This is a genomic window from Chelatococcus sp. KU-N122, from assembly GCF_055391085.1.
Map to the genome: position 1 here is coordinate 530,418 of NZ_AP043981.1, position 24,773 is coordinate 555,190.

General features: G+C 70.5%; 21 protein-coding genes. 6 read left to right on the forward strand and 15 right to left on the reverse strand.

Going from position 1 to position 24,773, the window contains the following annotated elements; genetic code table 11:
- Nucleotides 1–56: 56 nt before the first annotated feature.
- Both ACZ5PO_RS02405 and ACZ5PO_RS02410 read left to right on the forward strand, forming a co-directional pair.
- Nucleotides 57–1,544, forward strand: coding sequence for an aminotransferase-like domain-containing protein (locus ACZ5PO_RS02405; protein ID WP_464189883.1), 1,488 nt, complete (start codon nucleotides 57–59; stop codon nucleotides 1,542–1,544).
- Nucleotides 1,545–1,559: 15 nt separating this feature from the next.
- Nucleotides 1,560–2,075 carry a thiol-disulfide oxidoreductase DCC family protein gene (locus tag ACZ5PO_RS02410; protein ID WP_464189886.1) on the forward strand — a complete coding sequence of 172 codons (516 nt, stop codon included), beginning with the start codon at nucleotides 1,560–1,562 and terminating at the stop codon, nucleotides 2,073–2,075.
- A gap of 147 nt (nucleotides 2,076–2,222) precedes the next feature.
- On the opposite strand, the gene ACZ5PO_RS02415 is transcribed toward ACZ5PO_RS02410, so the two are convergent.
- The 4 genes from ACZ5PO_RS02415 to ACZ5PO_RS02430 form a co-directional block, all read right to left on the reverse strand.
- On the reverse strand, nucleotides 2,223–3,356 hold the full coding sequence (locus tag ACZ5PO_RS02415; protein WP_464189888.1) for a CaiB/BaiF CoA transferase family protein: 1,134 nt from the start codon (nucleotides 3,354–3,356) through the stop codon (nucleotides 2,223–2,225).
- A gap of 212 nt (nucleotides 3,357–3,568) precedes the next feature.
- Entirely contained in the window at nucleotides 3,569–4,339 is a 771-nt protein-coding gene (locus ACZ5PO_RS02420) for an SDR family NAD(P)-dependent oxidoreductase (RefSeq protein ID WP_464189890.1), read from the reverse strand.
- Between the two features lie 28 nt (nucleotides 4,340–4,367).
- On the reverse strand, nucleotides 4,368–5,888 hold the full coding sequence (locus ACZ5PO_RS02425; protein WP_464189893.1) for an aldehyde dehydrogenase: 1,521 nt from the start codon (nucleotides 5,886–5,888) through the stop codon (nucleotides 4,368–4,370).
- A gap of 95 nt (nucleotides 5,889–5,983) precedes the next feature.
- Nucleotides 5,984–7,201 (reverse strand): ABC transporter substrate-binding protein, encoded by a 1,218-nt coding sequence (locus ACZ5PO_RS02430; protein WP_464189895.1) that lies wholly within the window; start codon nucleotides 7,199–7,201, stop codon nucleotides 5,984–5,986.
- A gap of 212 nt (nucleotides 7,202–7,413) precedes the next feature.
- Between ACZ5PO_RS02430 and ACZ5PO_RS02435 the strand changes: the two genes are divergently transcribed.
- Together ACZ5PO_RS02435 and ACZ5PO_RS02440 are read left to right on the forward strand one after the other, a co-directional pair.
- Nucleotides 7,414–8,163, forward strand: coding sequence for an IclR family transcriptional regulator (locus ACZ5PO_RS02435; protein ID WP_464189897.1), 750 nt, complete (start codon nucleotides 7,414–7,416; stop codon nucleotides 8,161–8,163).
- Between the two features lie 10 nt (nucleotides 8,164–8,173).
- On the forward strand, nucleotides 8,174–9,865 hold the full coding sequence (locus ACZ5PO_RS02440) for an SDR family oxidoreductase (protein WP_464189899.1): 1,692 nt from the start codon (nucleotides 8,174–8,176) through the stop codon (nucleotides 9,863–9,865).
- Here the strand turns inward: ACZ5PO_RS02440 and ACZ5PO_RS02445 are convergent.
- The 4 genes from ACZ5PO_RS02445 to ACZ5PO_RS02460 form a co-directional block, all read right to left on the reverse strand.
- A complete protein-coding gene (locus tag ACZ5PO_RS02445; protein ID WP_464189901.1) occupies nucleotides 9,852–10,754 on the reverse strand; it encodes a crotonase/enoyl-CoA hydratase family protein in 903 nt (300 codons plus the stop codon). The genes ACZ5PO_RS02440 and ACZ5PO_RS02445 overlap by 14 nt on opposite strands.
- A 110-nt stretch (nucleotides 10,755–10,864) precedes the next feature.
- Complete coding sequence (locus tag ACZ5PO_RS02450; protein WP_464189903.1) at nucleotides 10,865–11,665, reverse strand: IclR family transcriptional regulator domain-containing protein; 801 nt, start codon at nucleotides 11,663–11,665, stop codon at nucleotides 10,865–10,867.
- Between the two features lie 241 nt (nucleotides 11,666–11,906).
- Complete coding sequence (locus tag ACZ5PO_RS02455) at nucleotides 11,907–12,566, reverse strand: glutathione S-transferase family protein (protein WP_464189905.1); 660 nt, start codon at nucleotides 12,564–12,566, stop codon at nucleotides 11,907–11,909.
- Between the two features lie 11 nt (nucleotides 12,567–12,577).
- A complete protein-coding gene (locus ACZ5PO_RS02460; RefSeq protein ID WP_464189907.1) occupies nucleotides 12,578–13,153 on the reverse strand; it encodes a dihydrofolate reductase family protein in 576 nt (191 codons plus the stop codon).
- 95 nt (nucleotides 13,154–13,248) lie between these two features.
- Here ACZ5PO_RS02460 and ACZ5PO_RS02465 point away from each other — a divergent pair, with 95 nt between their 5' ends.
- Entirely contained in the window at nucleotides 13,249–13,746 is a 498-nt protein-coding gene (locus ACZ5PO_RS02465; protein WP_464189909.1) for a winged helix-turn-helix transcriptional regulator, read from the forward strand.
- A gap of 18 nt (nucleotides 13,747–13,764) precedes the next feature.
- Here ACZ5PO_RS02465 and ACZ5PO_RS02470 read toward each other — a convergent pair whose 3' ends face one another.
- Nucleotides 13,765–14,409 carry a TetR/AcrR family transcriptional regulator gene (locus tag ACZ5PO_RS02470; protein ID WP_464189911.1) on the reverse strand — a complete coding sequence of 215 codons (645 nt, stop codon included), beginning with the start codon at nucleotides 14,407–14,409 and terminating at the stop codon, nucleotides 13,765–13,767.
- Between the two features lie 78 nt (nucleotides 14,410–14,487).
- Between ACZ5PO_RS02470 and ACZ5PO_RS02475 the strand changes: the two genes are divergently transcribed.
- Nucleotides 14,488–15,405, forward strand: a complete 918-nt coding sequence (locus ACZ5PO_RS02475) for an alpha/beta fold hydrolase (RefSeq protein ID WP_464189913.1) — start codon at nucleotides 14,488–14,490, stop codon at nucleotides 15,403–15,405.
- 305 nt (nucleotides 15,406–15,710) lie between these two features.
- On the opposite strand, the gene ACZ5PO_RS02480 is transcribed toward ACZ5PO_RS02475, so the two are convergent.
- The 6 genes from ACZ5PO_RS02480 to ACZ5PO_RS02505 all read right to left on the reverse strand — a co-directional run bounded on the left by ACZ5PO_RS02480 (nucleotide 15,711) and on the right by ACZ5PO_RS02505 (nucleotide 24,742).
- Entirely contained in the window at nucleotides 15,711–16,628 is a 918-nt protein-coding gene (locus ACZ5PO_RS02480) for an SMP-30/gluconolactonase/LRE family protein (protein WP_464189915.1), read from the reverse strand.
- A gap of 198 nt (nucleotides 16,629–16,826) precedes the next feature.
- Nucleotides 16,827–18,134: an NAD(P)/FAD-dependent oxidoreductase gene (locus tag ACZ5PO_RS02485; RefSeq protein ID WP_464189917.1), complete on the reverse strand. Its 1,308-nt coding sequence runs from the start codon at nucleotides 18,132–18,134 to the stop codon at nucleotides 16,827–16,829.
- Nucleotides 18,135–18,191: 57 nt separating this feature from the next.
- Nucleotides 18,192–19,559, reverse strand: coding sequence for a glutamine synthetase family protein (locus ACZ5PO_RS02490; RefSeq protein WP_464189919.1), 1,368 nt, complete (start codon nucleotides 19,557–19,559; stop codon nucleotides 18,192–18,194).
- 59 nt (nucleotides 19,560–19,618) lie between these two features.
- The gene (locus ACZ5PO_RS02495) at nucleotides 19,619–21,409 is read right to left on the reverse strand and encodes a hydantoinase B/oxoprolinase family protein (RefSeq protein WP_464189921.1); all 1,791 of its coding nucleotides are present in this window, start codon (nucleotides 21,407–21,409) and stop codon (nucleotides 19,619–19,621) included.
- An 11-nt stretch (nucleotides 21,410–21,420) separates the two neighbouring features.
- Entirely contained in the window at nucleotides 21,421–23,508 is a 2,088-nt protein-coding gene (locus tag ACZ5PO_RS02500) for a hydantoinase/oxoprolinase family protein (RefSeq protein WP_464189923.1), read from the reverse strand.
- 283 nt (nucleotides 23,509–23,791) lie between these two features.
- On the reverse strand, nucleotides 23,792–24,742 hold the full coding sequence (locus tag ACZ5PO_RS02505; protein ID WP_464189925.1) for an AraC-like ligand-binding domain-containing protein: 951 nt from the start codon (nucleotides 24,740–24,742) through the stop codon (nucleotides 23,792–23,794).
- Nucleotides 24,743–24,773 lie beyond the last annotated feature (31 nt).

Sequence of the window (24,773 nt, forward strand, 5' to 3'; positions counted from 1 at the left end):
AACGCGGCAGTCCGGCGGCCACAGGGACGGGCCGGTGTCGTCGGGAGTCGAGACCGGTGCTCCAAAAGCCGCAATCGTTTCAACGGATCCTCGGGGATTGGCGGCAGGCCGAGGGAGCGCTCTACGCCCGGCTGGCGGCCGCCCTGCGCGCGGCACTGGCGCAGAGCGACATCGCTCCGGGCATGCTGCTGCCGCCCGAGCGATCGCTCGCTCAGATCCTGCGGGTCAGCCGCACGACGGTGGTGAGCGCCTACCGCATCCTGCGCCAAGAGGGCTGGCTGGACAGCCGCCAAGGCAGCGGCCACCTCGTGCGCCATCCACAGCACGCCGTGCCGCAGCCCTACGTCGATGCCGACGTGGTCCGGGCCATGGCCCGCAACCCGATGCTGCGCCCCCTGTCGCCCCAGCGCAGCGGCACCATCGATTTCAGCGTATCGCGGCAGGCCAGCATCGGGCCGTTGCTGCGCGAGGTGACCCTGGCGCGGGCCGCCGCCCTGGACGAATTGCCCGCCAGCGGCGGCTACCAGCCGCTCGGCCTCGCCGAACTGCGCGAGGCGATCGCCCGCTATGTGACCGATCTCGGCGGCCTGCCCACCCAGTCCGAGCACATCCTCGTCACCTCCGGGGCACAACAGGCGATCTGGCTCATCGGCCAGCTCTATGCGCCCCACGGCGAGCGCGTCGTGCTGGAGAACCCGAGCTATCCGGGCGCCATCGATGCATTCCGCATGCTCGGCGCCCACCTCGAACCACTGCCCGTGACGGCGGACGGCTTTGCCGTCGACCGCCTGGGATCGCTGCTGAAGAGCGCGCGCCCGCGCCTCGTCCTCGTCTCGCCCACCTGCCAAGCGCCCACGGGCGTGGTCATGCCGCACGACCAGCGGCGCGCCCTGGTCGACCTGATCGACGAGCATCAGGTCACGGCCGTCGACGACCAGACGATGCGCGATCTGCTCGTCGGCGCGGAGCGGCCCGTTTCGCTGGCGGCGCTCTCCCCGACGGCGCCGATCCTCAGCATCGGTTCGCTGAGCAAGCTGTTCTGGCCCGGGCTGCGCGTCGGCTGGATCCGCGCGCCACAGCCGATCATCGAGCATCTGGCGCGGCTCAAGGCCGTCGCCGACATGGGCGGCTCGCCGATCGTTCAATCCATCGCCGCCGGCCTGCTCGTGCACGCCGGCACGGTGCGGCAACGGCGCCATCAGGAGATCACCCGCAGCCTCGACGTGCTGTGCGAGGCGATGGAGCGGCTGTTGCCGGACTGGACCTGGCGGCGGCCGCACGGCGGCCTCTCCTTCTGGGCCGGTCTGCCTTCCGGCACCGCGACCGAATTCGCCCAGGTGGCGCTGCTGCACGGCGTCACCGTCGTCGCCGGCTCGGCGCTGACCTGCGACGGCAGCGGCGACGATCACGTGCGCCTCCAGTTCGTACAGGACGGCGAGGCGATCACGCTGGGCGTGCGCCGGCTCGCCCAGGCCTGGCAGGCCTACGCCGGCCGGCGGCCGGCCAGGCGGCTGCCGCCGGCCGCCCTGCGTAGCGCGGGCTGAGGCGCGGAGAGGATCATGCCCGAACCCTACAGCTACCGGCGCGACCCGGCCGTGCCAGCGTTTCCCGACGACCGGCCGATCATCGTCTTCGACGGCCACTGCGTGCTGTGCTCGGGCTTCGCCCAGTTCATCCTGCGCCACGACCACAGGCGCCGCTATCGGCTGCTGGCGGCGCAGTCGCCCTTGGGCGAAGCCCTCTACGGACACTTCGGCCTGGCTGCCGGCGACTACGAATCCAACCTGCTGATCGAGGACGGGCGGGTGCGGATCAAGGCGGACGGCTCGATCCGCATCTTCGAGGGCCTCGGCCTGCCGTGGTCGCTGGCGACGATCGGCCGGCTGCTGCCGCGCCCCCTCGCCGATCGGCTCTACGCCGTGATCGCGCGCAACCGCCTGCGCTGGTTCGGCCGGCGCGACACCTGCTTCATGCCCGACCCGGCACAGGCCGACCGCTTCGTCGCGCCCCGCTCCGGCGCATGGACGCCGGGTGCTGGAGACCTTCATGCCGGAGACGAACAAGCGCGAGCGTGATGACGGCCTGAACGCCGTCGCGCGTCGGGATTAGGCGAGCGCCCACGCCAGTTGGTCAGCTGCGCGCGATCCGACCGCTCCCGCAGGCGAGGCATGCGGCGGCGCCTTACGCCGGCATCGACTGCGCAACGCCGCTGTGCAAGAGGGCTAAGCGGTCCCCTCGGGCGTGTCCTTCACGCCGAGCGCGGGCGCCGGCTTGGTCGTTTCGCAGGGGGTGCGCGAGAAGCGGATGGGCGGGCGCACGTTCAGGATGTCGCCCTCGCTCGGGTGGCGCACCGGCTGGAAGAAGCCGACCGCCGCCAGGTGCTCGTCGGTGAGCAGGTCATCCAGCGTGTTGATGGGCGCGCATGGGATATCGGCGGCGCGCAGCACGGCGAGCCATTCGGCAGCCGTCCGCTCGCGCAGGCAGGCGCCGAGCCGCTCGTAGAGCGTGTCGATCATAGCTGCGCGCGCGGCGTCGGAGGCGAGCGCGGGGTCCGCGGCCCAGTCGTCGCGCCCGGCGGCGGCAAAGAAGGCGCGCCAGTGCCCCGCCGTGTAGGGCAGAGCGCAGATGGGCTCCGTCCGCGTCGCGTAGGGCCGCCGGTGGGGCGAGAGCAGGCGGGCATAGCCCGTGTCGCCAAGGGGCGGCACGAAGGTGCGCCCCGCCAGGTGCTCCACCGCGAGGAACGACGCCATGATCTCGAACATGGGGATCTCGATGGCCTGCCCCAGCCCGGACGAGGCGCGGGCCACGAGCGCCGCGTTGATGGCGGCCGCGGCATAGAGGCCGGTGATCTTGTCGGCGGCGATGGTGGGCGCATAGCGCGGCTCGCCGCCGACGCGCTGCTCCAGGGCGGCCCACCCCGCCTCCGCCTGGATCACGTCGTCGTAGGCCGGCCGGTCGCGGTAGGGCCCGTCCTGGCCGTAGCCGACGACGGCGCCGTAGATCAGCCGGCTGTTGCGGGCGGCGAGATGCTCATAGCTGAGGCCGAGGCGCGCGGCGGCCGCCATGCGCATGTTGTGGACGAAGACGTCGGCTCCCTCCACCAGCGCCATCAGCTCCGCGCGCTGGCCTTCGTCCTTCAGGTCGAGGACGATGCCCGTCTTGTTGCGGTTGCTGTTGAGGAAGCCCGCGCCCATGCCGGGGCTGCGCGCCGGGCCGGGCGCCCGCATGATGTCGCCGCCCGGCGGCTCCACCTTGATCACCTCGGCGCCCAGGTCGCCCAGGATCTGGGTCGCGTAGGGGCCGGCGATCACCGTGGTGAGGTCCACCACCCTGATGCCGTCGAGCGGCCCGGCCATCCGCACCTCCATCAAAGCCTGCCTAGAGCGCTTCGTGATTGGGTGGAATCACCCGATCACAAGAGAAGCGCTCCAGATTCAAAAGGTTATGAGCATTTCTCTGTCATTGGATGATCCCATCCAATGACGAAATACTCTAGCATCCGCCGGACGCAGGGACCCGCGGTCATCCGATCAGCTCGCCGCGCGGCACGGCAACCGCGGCCCCGATGTCACCGCGCCGTGAAGCCGCCGTCCACGGGCAGCGCCACGCCGGTGACGAAGGAGGCATCGTCGGAGGCCAGCCAGAGGACGGCGTGGGCGACCTCCTCGGCCTTGCACAGGCGTCCCATCGGGACGGAGGCGAGCAGCCGCTCCTGGTTGGCCGCGGCTTCGGCCGGGTCGCCGGAGCGCCCGGTGAAGCCGAGCTTCATCGGTGTGTCGGCGAGGCCGGGGCACACCACGTTGACGCGCACGCCGTCGGCGGCGAAGCGCTGGGCGAGCGATTTGGTCAGCCCGACCACGGCGAACTTCGCCGCCGAGTAGACCGGACTGAACATGGAGCCGACGAGGCCGGAGACGGAGGCGGTGAAGACCAGCGAGCCGCCGCCGCGCTTGCGCATGTGCCCGATCCCCTCGCCGGCGGAGAGCGTCGCCGAGGTGACGTTGAGCGAGATCGCATGCTCGTAGGCGGCGAGGTCCAGGTTCTCGACGCCCGCCGGGCCGGGCGTGCCGGCATGGGCCCAGAGCACGTCGATGCCGCCCAGGCGCTCCGCCGCGTCGTCGATGGACCGGCGGACCTCGTCGGGCCGCGACAGGTCGGCCTGGATCGTGACCAGCTCGTGGCCCTTGGCCTTCATGTCGGCGGCAAGCGCCGCCAGCGCATCGGCGTTGATGTCGATCGCCGCGACGGTCGCGCCCTCCGCCAGGAACAGCTCGACCCCGGCCTTCCCCATTCCCGAAGCGGCCGCCGTCACGACGGTGAGCTTGTTGGCCAGACGCATGGTTGCTTCTCTCTTCCGGTTGCGGTTGTCAGCTGGCGTAGGCATCGGGGAAGCGGCCGGTGGTGGAGACCACGGTGGTGCGCGTCTCCAGATACGAATCGAGCGCCTCGATGCCGTTCTCGCGGCCCCAGCCGCTGGCCTTGAAGCCGCCGTAGGGCGTCGACCAGCGGATGAAGCGGTAGGTGTTGACCCAGACCATGCCGGCCTTGATGCGGGCGGCCACCCGGTGGGCGCGTCCGACGTCGCCCGTCCAGAGCCCCGCCGTCAGCCCGTAGGAGGTGTCGTTGGCGAGCGCCACGGCCTCGTCCTCGTCGTCGAACGGGATCAGCGCCGCCACCGGCCCGAAGATCTCCTCGCGCGCGATCCGCATGCGGTTGGAGACGCCGGCGAAGACGGTCGGCTCGACGAAATACCCGGCCGCCAGCTCGGGCGCCGTCAGGCGGCGGCCGCCGGTGACCAGCTCGGCGCCCTCGGCGCGGCCGATGTCGATGTAGGACAACGTCTTGGCGAGCTGCTCCTCGTGGGCCTGGGGGCCCATGTGGGTCGCCGGATCGAGCGGCGCGCCCACCCGCACCCGGCCGGCGCGGCGCGCGAACTCGGCCACGACCTCGTCGTAGACCGGCCGCTGCACCAGGACGCGCGAGCCGAGCGCGCAGCTCTGCCCGCACAGGGTCCAGGCCGAGTTGGTGGCGGCGTTCAGGGCCTGCTCGATGTCGGCATCGGCGAAGATGATGTGGGGGGACTTGCCGCCGAGCTCGAAGGTGAAGCGCTTCAGCGTCTCGCCGCCGGTGCGCAGGATCGCCTTGGCCGTCGCTCCCTCGCCGGTGAAGGCGATCTTGTCCACGCCGGGGTGGGCCACGAGGTATTCGCCGGCGCCGTCCTTGCCGTAGCCCGGAACGATGTTGACCACGCCCGGCGGGAAGCCGGCCTCGTCGAACAGCCGGCCGAGCGCCAGCGAGGTCACCGGCGTGTGCTCCGCCGGTTTCAGCACCACCGTGCAGCCGGCGGCCAGCGCCGGGCCGAGCTTCCAGGCCGCCGCCATCAGCGGCACGTTCCAGGGGGTGATGGCGCCGACGACGCCGACCGGCAGCCGGGTGGTGAAGGCATGCACGCTGTCGTCGAAGGGGATGGTGCGGCCCGCGTGCTTGTCGGCGAGCGAGGCCCACCAGTGATAGCCGGTGGAGTGGCCGCCGACATCGGCCAGCGTCTCGCGCAGCGCCCGACCGGAATCACGCGTCTCCAGCACGGCCAGGTCGCGGGCACGCTCCTTGTAGAGGTCGGCGAAGCGGCGCAGCAGCGCGGCACGCTCGTGGCCGGGCATGCGGCCCCATGGCCCGTCGAGCGCGGCGCGGGCCGCCGCCACCGCCTTGTCGATATCCTTGGCGCCGCCGTAGGCGACGATGGCCCACGGCCGGCCGACAGACGGATCGATGCTCTCGGCCAGGCCGCCGTCCTCCGGCGGCACCCAGGCCCCGCCGATGTAGAGGTGCTCGTAGCGGGCAAGGTCGTCCGGCGTCGACGGCGCGTCGATTGTCGCGATGGAGTTCATGGTCCCCTCGGATCAGGCGGTGTGCGGATCGGGCTCTCGTGGCGTCCGGGCTGGCGGGTGCCGGAGGGATCGCGGCTCCGGCGCGCGGGGCCGGGCTACTTCAGCAGCGGGCAGGCGCTGTCGGCGAGCGGGCGGAACGCCCGCTCGGGCGGGATGTCGGCGAGGACCTTGTAGTAGTCCCACGGCCCCTTCGACTCCTCGGGCTTCTTGACCTCGACGAGCATCATGTGATGGACGACCCGGCCGTCCTCGCGCAGCTGGGTCTTGCCGAACAGCGGGTCGTCGAACGTCCCCGCCTCGCGCATGGCCTTGACCACGGCCGCCCCGTCCTTGGGCGAGCCGACCTTCGCCACCGCCTTCAGGTACGCCAGGGTGGCGGAGTAGGCGCCGGCCTGGTTCATGGTCGGCAGTCGCCCGCCGTTGCGCTCGGCGAAGCGTTGGCCGAAGGCGCGCGTGGTGTCGTTCAGGTCCCAGTAGAAGGCGGTGGTGAGCTGCAGGCCCTGCGCGGCCTTCAGCCCGAGGGAATGGATGTCGGAGATGAACAGCAGCATGCCCGCGAGCTTCTGGCCGCCGTCGACGATGCCGAACTCGGCCGCCTGCTTGATGGCCGCGATGGTGTCGCCACCGGCGTTGGCGAGGGCGATCACCTGGGCCTGGGAGGCCTGCGCCTGGAGCAGGTAGGAGGAGAAGTCCTTGGAATCGGTGGGATGACGGACGCTGCCGACGATCTTGCCGCCGTTGGCGGCGATGACGGCAGCGGCGTCCCGCTCCAGCGAGTGGCCGAGGGCGAAGTCCACGGTGAGGAAGAACCAGCTCTTGCCGCCGGCCTTGGTGATCGCATCCGCGGTGCCGTGCGCGAGCGCCCAGGTATCATAGGTCCAGTGCACCGAATTGGGGGTGCAGGCCTTGCCGGTGAGATCCGAGGTGCCGGCGGCGGTGAACAGCGCCACCTTGTTCTTCTCCTTCACCAACGGAGCGATGGCGAGGGACACGGCGCTCGTCGGCAGGTCGACGAGGGCGTCGACGCCGTCGGACTCGAACCATTTGCGGGCGATGCCGCTCGAAATGTCCGGCTTGTTCAGGGCATCGGCGGCGACCACCTCGACCTTGAACGCCTGGGCTTCGGGCAGGCGGTTGAAATCCTCGACGGCGAGCCTGGTGGCGTCGACCGAACCCTTGCCGCCGATGTCGGAGAAGATGCCCGACATGTCCGGCAGCACGCCGAGCTTCACCGGCGTCGGCTCCGCCGCGACGGCGCCCGTGCCGAAGAGCAAACCCAGGGCCAGCGCGGCCCCGAACCTCGATATGGGCATGTTTCTTCTCCCTCTTCGTGCTTCTTACGGCGCGGCGGACGTGGGATTCTCGGCCGCTGCGACGGTCATTGTGGATGCGGACGTATCGATGAAAATTGTCTAATAATTCCTGTATAGGAATTAATAATGCCTAGTGGTGAATTTATGTCAAGGCATCTTGGCGACGGCCCGCTGTGCGCGGCCGCCTGCGAAGAGGCCGACCGAGGGGTACGATGAGCGTCAAGCAGGCTGCCAACGTATTGGAATTGATCGAGTATTTCGCCGACCGCCGGCGTCCGGCGACGCTGGCCGAGATCTCCGACGATCTCGGCTGGCCGCGATCGAGCACGTTCAACCTGGTGGGCACGATCGTGGAGAAGGGCTTCCTCTACGAACCCCGGCCGCGGGCGGGGTACTATCCGACCCCGCGCTGGCAAGCGCTGGTGCAGCGCATCGCGGATGCGGAGCCGCTGCCGGAGGCGGTGCAGCGCATGGTCGCGGCGATCGCCAGGGAGACCGGGGAGACGACGGCCGTCGCGGCGCTCAGCGGCACGTTTGCGATCTTCCTGGACGTGGTCGAGTCAGGCCATTCGGTCCGCTACCACGCCAAGATCGGCGACCGCGTGCCCGCGCATGCAAGCTCCGTCGGCCGCGCCATCGTCTCCCAGCTGCCGCCCGAAGCGCGGCAGGCCGTCTATCGCAAGATCCCGTTCGAGCGCTTTTCCGACACCACGCCCATGAGCGGCGAGGACATCGAGCGCGAGCTCGAGGAGGCTCGCGACCGCGGCTATCACCAGAGCCGTTCGGAGTACATTCCCGACCTCGCAGGCGTCTCGCTGCCGTTCCGGATCGGCGACCGCAACCTCTCCGTGGTCGTGGCAGGCCCCATCTCGCGCTGCCTCGACATCCGGCCGAAGACGGCGGAGACGATCAGGCGCGGCGTGCAGGCCTGCGAGGCGGCCTTGCGCGAGCAGGCATCATGAGGGTCGGCCGATGAGCGAGCGTCTGCGCCTGCTCGTCGTCGGCGGCTACGGCACCTTCGGCAGCCGTATCGTCGGCCTGCTGAAGGACGAGCCGCGCCTCCACCTCATCGTCGCCGGCCGCTCGCACGCGAAGGCCGAGGCGTTCTGCGCGGCGCAGCAACCGGCTGCCGCCGCGCTTCAGCCGGCGGCCTTCGATCGGACCGGCGATGCGGCGGTAGCGCTCGCGGCGCTGAAGCCCGACCTCGTCGTCGATGCCAGCGGCCCGTTCCAGGCCTACGGCGCCGCGCCCTATCGGCTGATCGAGGCGTGCCTGGCGACCGGCGTCGGCTACATGGACCTGGCGGACGGCTCGGACTTCGTCGCCGGCGTCGCCAGCCATGACGCGGCCGCCAGGGCGGCCGGCATCTCGGTGCTCACCGGCGCGTCCAGCTTCCCGGTGCTGACCGCCGCGGTCGTTCGCCGGCTATCCATCGGCATGGCCGCCGTCGACGCGATCCGCGGCGGCATCGCGCCGTCGCCCTACGCCGGCGTCGGCGGCAACGTCATCCAGGCCATCACCGGCTACGCCGGCCAGCCGACGCCGGTCCGGCGCGACGGCGCCGACGTGACCGCCTGGCCCCTCACCGACGGCGTTCGCTACACCATCGCGCCGCCGGGCCGGGTGCCGCTCGGCAGCCGGCTGTTCGCGCTGGTGGACGTGCCCGACCTCCGCGCCCTGCGCGAGCTGTGGCCGGAGGCGCGCACGGTCTGGATGGGCGCCGCCCCCGTACCCGAGAGCCTGTACCGCCTGCTGATGGGCGGCGCCTGGCTGGTCCGGCTCGGCCTGCTGCCGACGCTCGCACCGGCCGCGCCCCTCGTCACCTTCGGCATGCGTCACTTGCGCTGGGGGGAGCACCGCGGCGGCATGTTCGTCGAGGTCACCGGCCGCGCCGACTCCGGCGCGGCGCTCAAGCGCGGCTGGCACCTCATCGCCGAAGGCGACCACGGCCCCTTCATCCCCGCCATGGCCGTCGCGGCGCTGATATACCGGCACCTGGAGGGGCGACCGCCGCCGAGCGGCGCCCGTGCCGCGACGAGCGACGTCGAGCTTGACGACTACGAGCGGCTCTTCGGCGGGCGCCCGATCGCCACCGGCATCCGCGACGACGCCGTCCCGGACGAGAGCCAGCTGCTGTACCGGCGGGCGCTCGGCCCGGCGTGGGACGCCCTGCCGCCCGAACTGAAAGCCATGCACGATGTTTCGGGCCGCCGGGTGGCGGCGGGCAGGGCACGCGTCGAGCGTGGGCCAGCGCTTCTGGCGCGGCTGGCCGCGCGCCTCGTCGGCTTTCCACCGGCCGCCGACGACATCGCCGTGACCGTGACGTTCGCGGCGGCGGACGGGCGCGAGACCTGGACGCGGCGCTTCGGCGAGCACTCGTTCAGCAGCGTCCAGTACGCCGGCCGCGGCCGCGACGAGCATCTGCTGTGGGAACGCTTCGGCCCGCTCGCGGTCGCCATGGCGCCGGTCGTGGACAATAAGCAGCTCAAGCTCGTGGTGCGGCGGTGGAGCCTGCTCGGCGTGCCCCTGCCGCTCTGGCTCGGCCCGCACGCCGATGCGCGCGAGATGGCGGCGGACAGGCGCTTCCACTTCGACGTGAGCCTCACCCATCCGCTGATCGGCTTGGTCGTCCGCTACCGCGGCTGGCTCGTCATGGAACGATGACGTTGGCCGGGTTCGGCCGCTCGGAGGCCGGCGCCTGACTGTAGTCGCCGAACGGGCCGTCGCGCCGGGCGACGGCGGCGCGGACGCCTTCGCGCTCGGCGAGGTCGATGAAGCTCCTGGCGTCGGGCGTGTTGCGCATCAGGCCGTCGAGGATCGGGCCGAGCGTCTGGGTAGAGGCCAGCCCCATGGTCTCGTAGGCGTGGTTGACGACGAGCTTCATGGCGGCGAGCTGAGAGGCCGGGATCGAGGCCAGTTGCTCGGCCGTGCGGCGCACCGTCACCTCGAGCTCGGCGAACGGCACGGTCCGGTTGATCAGGCCGACGTCCGCCGCCTCCCGTCCCGACAGCGGCTTGCCGGTGAGCGCGTACTCCTTGGCCTTGGTGAGCCCCAGCCGGTAGAGCCACATGCCGCTGAGAGTGGCGCCCCACATGCGGGCATAGGGGGTGCCGATGCGGGCGTCCTCGCTGGCGATGACGATGTCGGCACAGAGCGCCGTGTCGCTGCCGCCGCCGACGCACCAGCCGTGCACCTGGGCGATGACCGGCTTGGGCGCCCGCCACATGCTCATGAACTTCTGAGTCGGCGCCACCGCCTGGGCCGTGGCGAACACGAAGTCCTTGCCCGGGTCCCAGGCGCCGTCGGTGGTGAACTCCTTGTCCCAGTGGTGGAAGCCGTCGCCGAAATCATAGCCGGCGCAGAACGACCGCCCGGCGCCGCGCACCACGATCACCTTCACCGCGTGGTCGCGCACGGCCGCGGTCACCGCCGCCTCGAACTCCTCCGGCATCGGCGGCACGATGGTGTTGAGCTCCTCGGGCCGGTTCAGCGTGATCGTGGCGATGGCGCCGTCGACGGCATAGAGCAGCGTCTCGAAACGGGGTGCGGTCATGGGTCTGTCTCCTCCTGCGAGACATGGTCCAGACCCCGTGCATCACGGTCAACCGCCCATGCCGCCGCTCGACGACGGCCGCAGCCGCGGCAGGCCGCGAAGGCCGACCGTCAGCCCGCGGCGAGCGAATGCAGCAGCACGCGGTCCCGGCTGACCGCACCGGCGACGTTGTGCGCGGTGTTGCGGATCGCGGTGAGCCATGCCGCCAGGGTCTCCGCCGGCAGCTCGCCGCGCTGGAACGTGGCGCAGTTGATGGCAGCCACCGCCCGGCCGTTCACGTGAACGGGAACAGCGATCGATGTCAGCCCCTCCTCGAGCTCGCCCACGGCCATGGCGAAGCCATCGGCACGGGTCTTGGCCAGCGCCGCGCGCAGGCCGTCCGCATCGCCGATGGTTCGCGACGTGAAGGTGCGGAAGGTCATGCGCTCCAGATAGCGGTCCAGCTCGGCCTCCGGCAGTTGCGCCAGCAACGCCCGGCCGATGGCCGTCGCATAGGCTGGAAAGCGGCTGCCCACGCCCATGGTGAACCGGACGAGGCGCCGAGCGGAAAAATACGTCAGCGGCAGCACCTCGCCCTCATCGAGCACCGCCAGCGCGCTGCTCTCGCCCGTCGCCGTCACCAGCTCGCGCAGGTAGGGCAGGATCAGCTCGTCGACGTGGGCGGCATCGAGATAGCCGGAGCCGAGCGTGATCACCTTGGGCCGCAACAGGTAACGCTTGCCGTTGGCGCCCACGTAGCCCAGGGCCTGCAACGTCCACAGGCATCGCCGCGCCGTCCCGGGACTGAGCTTCGCCCGCTTGGCAACCTCGCTCAGCGTGAGCTCGGGGTGGTCGCGATCAAAGACTTGGATAACGGACAACCCGCGCGCTAATGCAGTTACGAACTCACGGTCCTTCCCCTGTTCCGCCATTGACGTTCCTTCTGGAGCGCTTCACCGATCGTGAGAGAGCGCACCAGCTTCAAAAAAAGCGAATTGGAGCATTTCTCCGCAATGGGATGTGATCATCCCATCCCGAAATGCTCGCGGGCCGCGTACCGCATGGCCAAACTATACCAGAGCTTTCGCTTCGCGGGAAATATGCCACAAGCGAGGGGTGTGCGCCGGCGCACCGACGCCCATGCATGGGGGCCGGCGTCTTGGCTCGAGCCGCTCAATCGCGATCGGGCGCCCCGAGTGGAAAATAGGGGCGGTACGGCCTCGCCTCGTCCACCGCCCGGGCGAAGGACGGGCGGGCCAGCAGCCGGCTGCGATAGGCCCGCACGCGGCTGAAGCGCGCGTCGATCGCGTGTGTCCAGTCGGCGTAGAAGAGGAACGGCGCCGCGGCACAGTCCGCCAGGCTGAAGCGGTCGCCGGCGGCCCACGTGCGCTCCGCCATGTGCGCGTCGAGCCAGGCATAGGCGGTCTCGAGCATCGCCCGTGCCTCGGCGACACCGCGAGGGTCGCGATCGGCCTCGGACCGGAGCGCGTCAAGGACGATCTTCTGCTGCGGCGTGGCGACGTAGTTGTCGAAGAAGCGGTCGATGAACCGCACATCGAGCGCCGCGGCCGGATCGCCCGGCACGAGGCGCTGCTGGCCCGGATGATAGAGGTCCAGGTGCTCGATGATGATGCTCGCCTCCATCACCGGGCGACCGTCGTCGACAAGCAGCGGAAAGCGCTTGAACGGCCAGAGCTCTCCCAGGGTCGCCAGATTCCGCGGCTCGTCCGGCGACAGCAGGCGAAATTCAAAGGGCGTGCCGTTCTCGTAGAGGGCGACGAGCGCCTTCTGGCAATAGGACGAGAACGGATGGGCATAGAGCAGCAGGGCCATGATCGCCTCCATCAGGCCCGCTTGCGACGGTAGTGCAGGATGACGGCGCCGGTATCGAGCGGCCGGCTCTCGATCAGCTCAAGGTCGAGCCGCGCGAAGCCTGGCTCGAACAGCCGTTTGCCGGCCCCCAGCAGGTTGGGCGTCACCATCAGCCTGTATTCATCGGGCAGATCGTGGGCGACGAAGCTCTGCGCCACGCCGGCGCCGCCGAACAGGAACAGATCCCCCGCCTCTGCCACCTTGAGCCTGGCCACGGCGGCCGGCAGATCGCCAGCGACGACCGTGCCGTTCCAGCCGGGGTCGCCTGTGAGCGTCGTCGAGACCACCGTCTTCGGCAGCCGGTTCATGGTCCCGGCATAGCTGACCCCGGCGGCCGGACTGTCGGGGTTGGTGTCGGCGGCCTCCCAGAACCCCTTGTTGAACAGGAAGTTGACGCGGCCGTAGAGCAGATGCCCTGCCCGGCCGAGCGCATAGCCCGACCAATGGGCCGCCACGTCGTCGGACCAATCAGGCGGCAGGAACTCGCCGTCCGGACCGGCGATGTAACCGTCGAGGCTCATGAACATGGACAGGACCAGCTTGGGCACGCGCACCTCGCCTCAATTTGATTGCAAGACGCGACCAGTTGCAGGCTGCCGAAACCGATCCTAATTTGCAAGCGGTTTTGAGCCGGAGCTGAATCGTGGGCGAGACGCAGCGGTCGGGATGTCCGATCAATCTGACGCTGGAGGCGCTGGGCGACCGCTGGAGCCTGCTGGTCATTCGCGACATCATGTTCGGCAACCGCCGCCACTTCCGCGAGCTGTTGACGCGATCGGAGGAAGGCATCGCCTCCAACATCCTGGCCGACCGGTTGAAGCGACTGACCCAGGCTGGCTTCATCTCCCGGGCCGACGACCCCAGCCACAAGCAGAAGGCGATCTACAGCCTGACCGAGATGGCGATCGCCCTCGTTCCGTTGCTGGCGCACATGGGCGCCTGGGGCGTGAAGTACAGGGCGGCATCGTACGAGCTGTCGGTGCGCGCCGAGCTGCTGGAGGCCGGCGGCCCGCAGCTGTGGGCCGCGTTCATGGACGAGCTGCGCACCGTCCACCTGGGCGCCCCGGCCAAGCCGGGGCCGTCGGTGGCCGCGCAACTGCGGGCCGCCTACGAGGCGGCGGTGGCGGCCAAGGCAGGGTAAGCCGCCGCGCTTCGGGGCTCAGCGCTTCAGCCGAGCCTTCGAGACGCCGCCGGGCCGGCCCGGCGCGCGGCGGCGCGCCGCCAGGCCGGCCACGACCTCCTCGACGATCTCCTGCAGATCCGCCGAGGTCGCGCCGTCGCGGGCCTGAATGGACATCCCCTGCATCACGGCCGCCATATGCCGCGACAAAGGGCCCGCCTCCATGGCGCCGGCGAACGGTCGCAGCCCGTCCTCGATCGCGGCGCGTAACGCGTCACGGCGGCCGGCCACGTCGCGGGCAAGCGCCTCATGCTCGGGATGACAGGTGACCAAGCCGCTGGAGACCATGCAGCCGCGCTCGCGCTCCGGCGCCGTGACCGCGTGCGCCGCCGCCTCAAGCAGCCGCCGCACCGCCTCCTCAAGCGTCGTCGCCGTGGCGAGGCCGCGCAGGTTGAGCGCGCCGAGGCCCGCCACGTAACGGTCCAGCGCTTCGCGGAACAGCCCGGCCTTGCTGCCGAAGGCGGCGTAGAGGCTCGGCGGCGAGACGCCGATCGCCTTGGTGAGATCGCCGATCGACACGCCCTCATAGCCATGCCGCCAGAACAGCCGCATGGCCGTCTCCACCGCGGCCTCCCGGTCGAAGCTCCAGGGCCGGCCGCCGCGGGATTTCGGAACAGGTTCCATAGCGGCCACTAAACAACGGCTTGACGACACGCGTCAACTGAGTTGAATAGCGATCGCTAAACAACATGGAGACCTGTCATGGACCACACGCGCCGCACCATCCTTGGCGCCACGCTCGGCCTTGCCGCGCTGGCGGCCCGCGCCGGCGTCGCTCACGCCGGCCCCGCGGCGGGGGCCGCCGATGCCGGCGAGGCCTTCACCGCCCGCACGCAGGACGGGCTCACGCTGTCGGGACGGCTCTACGGCGACCGCTCGCAGCCGGAGATCCTGCTGATCCACGGTCTCGGCCAGAGCCGCCTGTCGTGGGAGCTGCAGACCGGCAGCACGCTGGCGCAGCGCTTTCGCGTCGCGACCTACGACCTCAGGGGGCACGGGGACTCGGACAAGCCGGCTGACGTCGCCGCCTATGCGGACGGCGCCCGCTGGGCCGACGACATCAAGGCCGTCATGGAGGCCGCGGGCCTGCGGCGCCCGGTCCTCGTGGGCTGGTCGCTCGGCGGCTTCGCCATCGGCCACTACCTGGCCCGGCACGGACAGGCCAAGGTCGCCGGCGTCAACCTCGTCAACGCCGTCACCAAGCTCTCGCCGGAGCTGCTCACGGCGACCGCCAGGGATTACGCGGTCCGCCTCGCCTCCCCTGATCTCGCCGCGCGGACCCAGGCGATCGAAGGATTTCTCGCCGTCTGCTTCGCCAAGCCGCCGTCAACCGAGGCCTTCCGGCGCATGCTGGTGTTCAACGGCATGGTGCCCCGCGTCGTGCAGCAGGGCATCGTCCGGCTGGGCAGCGACGGGCTCGACCAGGCCTTCGCCGCCACCGAGCGGCTGCTCGTGACCTATGGTGCCAAGGATGCGCTGACCCCGCTGCCGATGTCGCAGCGGGTGCTGGCGCTCAACCCCAAAGCCCGCCTGTCACTCTACGAGGAGGTCGGCCATACGCCGTTCTATGAGGCGCCCGACCGCTTCAACGCGGAGCTCGCCGCCTTCGCGGCGGGCTGATTGAACCGCTGGCCGCGCGGCGGCTTCGGACTGGCGAGCGGCTGACATAGGGCGCCTCGCCCCGAACGCCGCGGCCGGACGGAACACCTCGCCCCGCTTGCGAAGAGAGGCTGGCGCGTCTCCACCGCGTCATGGCCGGGCTTGACCCGGCCATCCATCGACGCACATGGACTTCAGCCCGCCAGGGCTGGCCGAATGGCGCGTTCCTCAGTGGATGGATGGCCGGGTCAAGCCCGGCCATGACGATGGGATCGTCGCAGCCCACCCTCCCGAAGGCGGCGCGCCGCAAGGAGCACCGCTCTGAGCTACGCGTTGAAGTTGAGCTTCAGGCCCGGCCGCGGCCAACGCCCCTTGTAGAGCTTGCCGGTGGACGACGCCGTGATCCAGGCATCGCGCATGTCGGAACCGCCGAAGCAGATGTTGGTGGTGAGCGTGTCCGGCACGGAGACGTGCTCGGTCGAGCCGTCGGCCGGGTTGAAGATGGTGACGCCGCCGTTGATGATCGTCGCCACGCAGACGCGGCCGTCGGCCTCCACGGCGAGGCTGTCGAGGAACTGGTAGCCCGGCAGCGGCCCCAGCACCTTGTGCGGCTGGAAGCGGTCCTGCGGCTGGCGGATCTTGCCGGGGCCCTCGATGTCGAAGGCCCATACGCGGCTGGTTCGCGTTTCCGCCACGTAAATCACCTTCTCGTCCGGCGACAGGCCGCAGCCGTTGGGCGTGGTGATGCCGCTCCGCGCTTTGATGATCTCGGAGCCGTCGGGACGGGCATAGTAGAGATGGCCGATGTCCATCCGCTCGTCGTCGGCCTTGCCCAGGTCGGTGAACCAGAAGCCGCCGGATTTGTCGAACACCAGGTCGTTGGGCCCGCGCAGCTTGCGGCCGCCGCCTTCGGTGTAGAGCGTCGTGAATTGCCCCGTGGCGAGGTCGACGCGCTGGATCGAGCCGCCGGCATAGTTGGCCGGCGTGCCGTGCGGGGTGACACCGCCGTCCGGCCGCACGTGCCACTCGAAGCCGCCGTTGTTGCAGACGTAGGCCGCCCCGTCCGGGCCGATGGCGGCGCCGTTCGGGCCGCCGCCGAGCTCGGCGATCACCTCGATGGCGCCGCCGGGCTTCACCCGGCTCAGCGTGCCGCGGCGGATCTCGACCAGGATGACCGAGCCGTCGGCCATGGCGATCGGCCCTTCCGGGAATTGCAGTCCTTCGGCGACCAGTTCCAGCTGCATGCGCGTTTCCTCTTCCTGCTGTGGTTTGCCCGCGGCGGGTGACCGCGAATCCGGAATTCGTTTCCGCTTCCGGCCATCAGTCTAGAGCATGTCCGCGCCGATGAGGCGAGCCGCTGGCGACATGCGGGGCTCGCGCTCATGCAGGGCGGCGCCCAGCGTCGCGGGAGCAGTCCCTGGGAAGACGGCGCTAGAAAACGCCTACAGACCGAAGCGGTCGCGGAGGCCGTACCACCACGCGCCGAGCGCCGTGAGCGGCACCCGCAGGCGCGCCCCGCCGGGGAAGGGATAGCACGGCAGGCGGCTCCAGACGTCGAAGCGTTCGGCCTGGCCGGCCACGGCCTCGGCCAGGATGCGGCCGAGGAGATGCGTGGTGGTGACGCCGTGGCCGCTGTCGCCGTGCGAGAAATAGACCGTGGGCGTCAGCCTGCCGACATGGGGGATGCGGGTCAGCGTCAGCGCGAAGCTGCCGCTCCAGGCATAGTCGATGCGCGCCCGGGCGAGTTGCGGGAAGGTCCGCGCGAGGTGGGGCCGCAGCTTGCCTTCGACGCTGGCTGGATCGCCGCCGCCGTAGACGACGCCGCCGCCGAACAGAATGCGGTTGTCCGCGGTGCGGCGATAGTAGTCGAGGATGTAGTTCATATCCTCGACGCAATAGTTGGCCGGCAGCAGCTCGGCCGCGAGATCCGCATCGAGCCGCTCGGTCGCCATCACCTGGCTGGAGACCGGCATCATATTGGCGCTGATCTCGGGCAGCAGGCCGCCGAGATAGGCGTTGCCGCAGACGAGGAGGAAGGAGGCGGTGACCGAGCCCCGCTCGGTCCTCGCCGCCGGCGCCGCCCCGGTGTCGACGGCGACGACGCGGGAGTGCTCGAAGATCCGCCCTCCCAGCCGCTCGAGAGCGGCGGCCTCGCCGAGCACCAGGTTGAGCGGATGGATATGGCCGCCCGTCTCGTCGACCAGGCCGCCGACATAGAGGTCCGATCGCACGATACCCGGCACCTCGCCGGGGCCGACCAAGCGCAGGCGCTGGTGCCCATAGGCCCGCCAGATGGCCAGCTCGTGCTCCAGCTCCCGCATCTGCTTGTCGGTGAAGGCGGCGAAGAAGCCGCCGTCGACCAGGTCGCAGTCGATGCCGTAGGTGGCGATGCGCTCGCGGATGATGCGGCCGCCCTCCAGCGCCATGGCGCCGAGCGCCCGGGCCGCCGCCTCGCCGTAGCGCTTGCCGATCACCTCGAGGTTGCGGCTGTAGCCGTTGACGATCTGGCCGCCGTTGCGGCCGGAGGCGCCGAAGCCGATGCGCGCGGCCTCCAGCACCACCACCGCATAGCCGCGCTCGGCCAGCGCCAGGGCGGCGGAGATGCCGGTGAAGCCGGCGCCGATGACGCAGACGTCGGCGCGGATGTACCCGTCGAGCGCCGGGCGCTCGGCCGTGTCGTTGGCGGTCGCGGCATAATAGGATGGCGCATGAGCTTGGCGCACGCCGGCGCCGGGGCCGCCCGGGGACATGGGTTCTCCTGTTTGCGGCCGCCCCGGCGAGCCAGGCCTTCGCCGGCTCGCCGGCCCTCAGACGATGTCGAGGTAGGCGCTGAACTCGTAGTCGGTGACCTGCTCGGCGAAGCCCGCGATCTCCTGGCGCTTGCAGGCGATCAGCATGGCGCGCAGCAGCGGGTCGAAGATTCCGGTGACGATCTCGCCGGCCTCGAAGGCGTCGACCGCCTGGCCCCAATCCGCCGGGATCTTGGGGAAGCGGTCGGGCGCATAGGCCCGCCCGGGCACGTCGGGCGGCGGCTCCCAGCCGCCGCGGATGCCGGCCAGCGCCGCGCCCAGGATGGCGGCGATCACCAGATAGGGATTGGCGTCGGCGCCGGCGACGCGGTGCTCGATGCGGCGCGAGGCCGGCTTGCCGCCGGGGATGCGGATGGCGGCCGTGCGGTTCTCGTAGCCCCAGGCGATGGTCGTGGGGGCGTGGGTGTCGGGGCGCAGCCGCCGGTAGGAGTTGAAGTGCGGCGCGAACAGCAGCGTCGTCTCGGCCATGCCGCGCAACAGCCCTGCCACCGCGTGGCGCAGCACCGGCGAGCCGGCCGCCGTGCCGTCGTCGAAGACGTTGCGGCCCGCGTCGTCGAGCACACTGAAATGGACGTGCATGCCGTTGCCCGAGCGGGTGCCGTAGGGCTTGGCCATGAAGGTCGCGGCCAGCTTGTGCTGGCGCGCCACGCCCTTGACGATGCGCTTGAAGAACACCGCGTCGTCCGCCGCCTTCAGCGGATCGTCGCTGTGCATCAGGTTGATCTCGAACTGGCCGATGCCGTTCTCGGCGACAGCCGCGTCGGCGGGCACGTTCTGCCGGGCGCACTCCCGGTAGACGTCCGACAGGAACTCGCCGAAATCGTCGAGCTCGTCGATGGAGAGGATCGCATCGGAATCGAGCCGCTTGCCGGTATAGGGCGAGATCGGTGGTACCGCGCTGTCGGGCTCCGGGTCGATCAGATAGAACTCCATCTCGGTGGCCACCACCGGATGCAGGCCGAGCGCCGCGTACTGGCGCAGCACCGCCGCCAGCGCCTGGCGGGGATCGGCCAGGAACGGCCGGCCGTCCTCCAGGAACATCCACAGCGGCACCAGCGCGCTGGGCCGCGACGTCCAGTTGACCGGCAGCGCGCCGCGGCCGGTGAGGCCGCAGACACCGTCGTTGTCGCCGCTCTCGAAGACCTGCTCGCTGCCGACGATGTCCTCGCCCCAGACGTCGACGCCGACGATCGACAAGGGCATGCGGATGTTGCCGCCGAGCACCTTGGCGGCCTGGCTCACCGGCACGCGCTTGCCGCGCAGGATGCCGTTGAGGTCGCAGACCACCGCCTGGATGCTCTCGATCGGGCCGTTGGCCTCGAGCCACCGGGTAAAGTCGCTGGAATCGTCCGTTTGTACCAGCATGTCAGGCTCTTGTTTGCGGGCGGCGCCCGTCACGGCCGCCGCCCAGGCGAGGCTCTCGCTCAGGCCGCGACGCGGCGCAGGCTCTCGGTCGCGGCGGCATCAATGGCGAGCGTCTCGTCGTCCACCGCGCCGGTCAGGGCCACGCCGTAGATCTCGCGAGCTCGCTCGATCGTTTCCCAGCCTTCGAGGACATCGTGCAGCACCCGCTTGGGATCGCGCTCGAAGGGGTTGCCGTAGCCGCCGCCCCCGGTCTGCCAGCCCTCCACCCGGTCACCCTCGTCGAGGGCGAGCACGACGATGTTGGGCAGCGGCTCGACGCGGCCATCCGCCCGCACCAGCCGGTGCTCGGCCGAGCCGCCGGCCTGGCCGCCGCACGCCCCTTGAGGCGCGAAGTGGGTGCCGTCGCAGGGCCAGATCACCTCCATGCGCGGGCAGCGCGCCACGTAGCCCGTCTCCATGGAGGGCGCACCACGGAAGCGACCGGCGCCGCCGGTGCCGGGGATCAGCCGCACGTACTGCACGTCCATCGGGTGCTTCAGCTCGTCGATCTCGACGGAGTCGCGGTACATGAGCCCGGCCGCCACCGGCAGGCCGTAGGTCACCCAGCCGTCGGCCACCGCGCTCGCCGGGCCGCCCGAGTTGGTGAGGAACAGCTGGTTGACGAAGGGGGTGCCGTTGAGGCGCGGATCGCGGCCGGAGACGACGGCGCAGCCGGCCCCCATGCCGATGCCGCCCTCGGCCAGCCCCCAACCGTCGCCGATCTGGGCGAAGGCCGCCTGCACCAGATTGACCATGCGGTCGGAGACATTGGTGGTGGCGAGCGAGCAGCTTGCGGGAAACACCGGCCCGCCGCACACCGAGCCCTGCCGGATATGGATGCGGATGCGGCTGAACGAGCCGGAGTTGCGCGGCACGTCGGCGCGGATCGAGTTGAAGATGCCGGCCATCACCGAGGCGCTGGCGCAGGCGGCGCTCTGGTTGAAGCCGCAGGGCACGACGTCGACGTTGTCGCGGAGATCGACGTCGATGTAGCCGTCGACGGGGTCGATGGTCAGGCTCGCCTTGAGCGGAATGCCCTCAGGCAGGAGATCGCCGAAGGGATCGTGGTTGCCGGTGTTGGTCAGCGTCGCCGCGGGCAGCGCCTTGATGGCGGCCGCCATGCGCTGCTCGGCATACTGCATCCAGTGGCCGATGAAGGCCTTGATGGTCGCCGTGCCGTACTTCTCGCACAGCTCCTTCAGCCGGCGCTCGCCGATGCGGGCCGAGCCGATGCCGGCCAGGAAGTCGCCGTACCACTGGTCGGGCACGCGGATGCGGGAGCGGCACATGCGCACCACGTCGTCGACCATCTCGTAGTCCGACTGGATCTTCACCGCCGGGAAGATCAGCGCCCCTTCCTCGTACTGGTCGCGCGCGCCGGCCATGTAGGTGGTGGGCAGCGAGTTGCCGATATCGGCCTGGTGCGCCTTGGCTACTGTGGTGAACAGGTGCTCGCCGTCGATGAAGACGGGCACCAGGAAGGTGTGATCGCCCGCGTGGCTGTTGCCGGAGTACGGGTCGTTGTGGAGGTAGCAGTCGCCTTCCTTCAGGTCCGCCCCCGCGTTCTCCGTCATGGTGCGGGCCTGCATGTGGCTGCCGAAGATGTGGATCGGCAGGCCTTCCGCCGACGCCAGCAGCCGGTTGTCGCCGGTGCAGATCGAGCAGCTGAAGTCGCGGGCGCTGTTGATGACGCCGGAGCGGGCAGCCCGCAGCAGCGTGTTGGTCATCTCCCGGATGATGCCGTCCACCCGGTTCGCCAGGATGGCGGTCATGTAGGGATCGAAATCGGACGCTTGGGTCGGGCTCGCCATGATGCTTCGCCTCAGTGAATGTTCAGCCGATAGTGCCCGGCGGCGCTCACCTGCGCCGACATGCCGGGATAGACGACGAGGGTGGTGTTGGGCTCCTCGATCACCGCCGGGCCGGCGATGGTGTGGCCGGCGCCGAGGTCCGACGACTTGTAGATCGGCGTCCGCACCGGCTCGGTGCCGCCGAAGAAGCACTGGCGGTAGCTGGCGACCGCGGGGGTCGCCCCCTCGCCCGGTGCCGCCTGGCGGGCCGCCGGGGCATCGAGCTTGACCACGAGGCGCACCTTCCAGCTCACGGTCTCCACCGCGCTGCCGGGGTCCTTCACCGCGAAGATGCGCTCGTGCAGGTCGTGGAAGTTCTGCACGTAGGCGTCGAGGTCGGCCTGGCCGGCGAAGCGGCGCGAGGGCAGCTTGGTGTCCGGGAAGGGGGTGTCGAGCTCCCAGACCTGGGCCTGGTAGCGGGCCTCGCCGTAGAACTCGAGCTCCACGTCGCCGGCCTGGCCCGGGACCGTCTCGCGCATGGCCAGCACGCGCGCCTCCAGCGCCTCGAGCAGCGCATTGACCCGCTCGAAATCGAAGCGGTGCGACAGGCTGTAGAGGCTGCCCACCTCTTCCGCCACGATGTCGGCATATTGCATGCCGGCGGCCGAGAGCGCCGAGGCGGTCTTGGGCAGCACCACGTGGTCGCAGCCGAGCTCCTTGGCGATCAGCATGATGTTCATGCCGGCCGCGCCGCCGCCGGCGACGATGGTGCTGTCGCGCGGGTTGATGCCTTCGTTGATGGTCACGTCGGCGACCGCGCGCATCATCAGATCGCCGGCGAGCGTCAGGATGCGCCAGGCCGTCTCCTCGATGGAGAGGCCCAGCGCCTCGGCCAGCCCGCGCATGGCGGCGCGCGCGGCGGCGACGTCGAGGGTCATGCGGCCGCCGAGGAAATAGGCGGGGTCGAAATAGCCGAGCACCGCCGCCGCGTCGGAGACGGTGGGCTGGGTGCCGCCGCGCCCGTAGCAGGCCGGGCCCGGCACGGCGCCGGCCGATTGCGGCCCCACGTGCATCAGGCCGCCGTCGTCGAGCCAGGCGATGGAGCCGCCGCCGGCGCCGATCGAGCGCATGTCGACCGCGGCGATGCCGAGCAGGTCGCCGGTGTAGCGGGGCCCGAGCCAGGTGTCGCGGTTGAAGGTGAGCGCGCCGTCGCGCACCACGCCGACGTCAAAGGTGGTGCCCCCGGTGTCGCAGATGATGACGTTCTCGCCCAGGCCTTCCATGCGCGAGTAGGTGATGCCGGCGACCGGCGCCATGGCCGGGCCGGAGCCGATGGTGAAGATCGGCCGCTCGACCAGGGCCGCGATGCTGTTGCAGCCGCCGGCGGCGGTGCTGACGAAGATGTCGCCACGGTAGCCCGCGGCTTTCAGGTCGGTTTCGAGCTCCTGGAGGTGGCGCTGCATCAGCGGCTTCAGCGAGGCGTCGATGGCGGTCGCCGAAGCGCGCCGGTATTCGCGCATGATCGGGATCAGCCGCGACGACAGGCTGTAGGGCACGCCGGGCATTTGCTCCTCGATCAGCGCGGCGACGGCCTCCTCGTGCGTCGGATTGAGGACCGACCACAGGAAGGAGACGGCCACCGCCTCGAAGCCGCGCGCCTTCAGGACCGCCAGGGTTTCGCGCACCTGCTCGCGGTCGAGCTTCCGGGTGACGTCGCCGGCCGCATTGACGCGCTCGTCGATCTCGAAGACGTAGCGGCGCGGGATATAGGGCTCCGGATAGTCCTGGCTGAAGTCGTGCGGCCGGAACTTGCCGCCCTCCTTGAGCACCAGCGTGTCGGGAAAGCCCCGCGTGGTGAGGAAGGCGGTCTTGGCCACCGTTTTGGTGACGACGGCGTTGGTGGCGCGCGTGGTGCCGTAGATCAACAGGTCCGTATCGGCCAGCAGGCGCGGGAACGACAGGCCGATCTGCTCGGCCGCCGCGCCGATGGCATCGCGCATGCCGTCGAAGATGCGCGCCGGCGTGGTCAGGGCCTTGCCGATCGTGAGACTGCCGGCGGCGTCGCTGATCACCACGTCGGTGAACGTGCCGCCGGTATCGACCGATATCTTGTAGCCCATCGCCCGTCCTGTCCCGTCCGCTCGTCGCGGGCGCCGCTCACTGCGCGCACCGCGGGTCAACGGAGACGGATGCTAGGCAGCGACAGAGGGGGCGGTCTTGCCGCCACGGGCCCGAAAATTGGGCGTGGCGCGCACACCGCCAAGCTAGCTCTGTTTTGAAGGTCTGGCGCCGCCGGAGCCGATGCCACAGATGTGCGATAGCCGCGCGGGTGGCGAGTTAGCTGCGGCACTCGCCGCACCCTTTGCTGCAACGGGGCGCGCCGCGTCGTCCCTGCGAACGCTGTCAGCTCGAACGATGGCGCGCTCGCACGTCGCGCGGCGAGCAGCCGAACTTGGCGCGGAAGGCGCGGGAGAACTGGGCGTGGTCGCTGAAGCCGACGCGATAGGCGAGCGCTGCGATCGACAGGTTGCGATCCGGCTGCACGAGGAGGTCGTGCGCCACGCGCAGGCGGCGATCGCGGATCCATTGCCGCCCGGTCGATCCGGCGTCGTGGAACAGCCGGTGCAGGTAGCGGAGCGACACGCCGCAGGCGCCGGCGATCTGCTCCAGCGACAGCTCGGGATCGCGCAGATGCTGGCGGACATAGGCGTCGACGCGGGCGAGATGCGCCGCCTTGACCGCCGACAGGGACGAGTCGATCGCCTCGGGCTCGCTTTCGAGCGCGGCGCCGAGCAGATCGAGGAGCTGGGGACCGAGCATGGGCAGCAGGCGCTGCGGCTCGCGCACGATGTGCGGCAGCGACAGGTGCAGGAAGTCGGCGAACAGGCGGCCGAGGCCGTCGCGCGCGCTGATGCCCGTGGCGAAGAAGCGGCGCGCATCGTGGACCCGGTCGCGCAAGGCGCCTTCCTCGGCCCTGAGCACGAGCAGCCGCGAGGACGGCGCGTGCATGAACTCGTAGGGCTCGTCGCTGGCCTCCAGGACGAAGGTGCCCGACCCGCACCGGGCCTGTCGCCGGAACTGCGAGAACTCCACCTCCCCTTCCAGCGGCACGGTCACGAGAATGCGGCCACCGCCGCGGCGGCAGCTCTCGCGCCGGCGGCGGTACAGCACCGACGAGGACTGGACCACGGACAAGCCGAACTCGCCCGCGTCCCAGCATTGCATCTCGCCTGTGAAGGCCTCCGCATCAGGCGTCTGGACGTCGAGCTCGAAGTACGCCTTGCCGATCCACTCCCGCCAGGACTCGACCGATCGAGTCCGGCTGCCGTTGAGATCTTGGAGCGCAGGCGACATGCAGGGATCCCCGTCGGCGAGCCCGCGCGGG

Excerpts from the sequence above, each read along its gene's own strand:
- ACZ5PO_RS02485 (WP_464189917.1), bottom strand. The coding sequence starts at position 18,134 with ATGTCCCCGGGCGGCCCCGGCGCCGGCGTGCGCCAAGCTCATGCGCCA.
- ACZ5PO_RS02435 (WP_464189897.1), top strand. The coding sequence starts at position 7,414 with ATGAGCGTCAAGCAGGCTGCCAACGTATTGGAATTGATCGAGTATTTC.
- ACZ5PO_RS02425 (WP_464189893.1), bottom strand. The coding sequence starts at position 5,888 with ATGAACTCCATCGCGACAATCGACGCGCCGTCGACGCCGGACGACCTT.
- ACZ5PO_RS02440 (WP_464189899.1), top strand. The coding sequence starts at position 8,174 with ATGAGCGAGCGTCTGCGCCTGCTCGTCGTCGGCGGCTACGGCACCTTC.
- ACZ5PO_RS02410 (WP_464189886.1), top strand. The coding sequence starts at position 1,560 with ATGCCCGAACCCTACAGCTACCGGCGCGACCCGGCCGTGCCAGCGTTT.
- ACZ5PO_RS02470 (WP_464189911.1), bottom strand. The coding sequence starts at position 14,409 with ATGGAACCTGTTCCGAAATCCCGCGGCGGCCGGCCCTGGAGCTTCGAC.
- ACZ5PO_RS02505 (WP_464189925.1), bottom strand. The coding sequence starts at position 24,742 with ATGTCGCCTGCGCTCCAAGATCTCAACGGCAGCCGGACTCGATCGGTC.
- ACZ5PO_RS02450 (WP_464189903.1), bottom strand. The coding sequence starts at position 11,665 with ATGGCGGAACAGGGGAAGGACCGTGAGTTCGTAACTGCATTAGCGCGC.
- ACZ5PO_RS02420 (WP_464189890.1), bottom strand. The coding sequence starts at position 4,339 with ATGCGTCTGGCCAACAAGCTCACCGTCGTGACGGCGGCCGCTTCGGGA.
- ACZ5PO_RS02495 (WP_464189921.1), bottom strand. The coding sequence starts at position 21,409 with ATGGCGAGCCCGACCCAAGCGTCCGATTTCGATCCCTACATGACCGCC.
- ACZ5PO_RS02490 (WP_464189919.1), bottom strand. The coding sequence starts at position 19,559 with ATGCTGGTACAAACGGACGATTCCAGCGACTTTACCCGGTGGCTCGAG.
- ACZ5PO_RS02415 (WP_464189888.1), bottom strand. The coding sequence starts at position 3,356 with ATGGCCGGGCCGCTCGACGGCATCAGGGTGGTGGACCTCACCACGGTG.
- ACZ5PO_RS02500 (WP_464189923.1), bottom strand. The coding sequence starts at position 23,508 with ATGGGCTACAAGATATCGGTCGATACCGGCGGCACGTTCACCGACGTG.
- ACZ5PO_RS02445 (WP_464189901.1), bottom strand. The coding sequence starts at position 10,754 with ATGACCGCACCCCGTTTCGAGACGCTGCTCTATGCCGTCGACGGCGCC.
- ACZ5PO_RS02480 (WP_464189915.1), bottom strand. The coding sequence starts at position 16,628 with ATGCAGCTGGAACTGGTCGCCGAAGGACTGCAATTCCCGGAAGGGCCG.
- ACZ5PO_RS02475 (WP_464189913.1), top strand. The coding sequence starts at position 14,488 with ATGGACCACACGCGCCGCACCATCCTTGGCGCCACGCTCGGCCTTGCC.
- ACZ5PO_RS02430 (WP_464189895.1), bottom strand. The coding sequence starts at position 7,201 with ATGCCCATATCGAGGTTCGGGGCCGCGCTGGCCCTGGGTTTGCTCTTC.
- ACZ5PO_RS02455 (WP_464189905.1), bottom strand. The coding sequence starts at position 12,566 with ATGGCCCTGCTGCTCTATGCCCATCCGTTCTCGTCCTATTGCCAGAAG.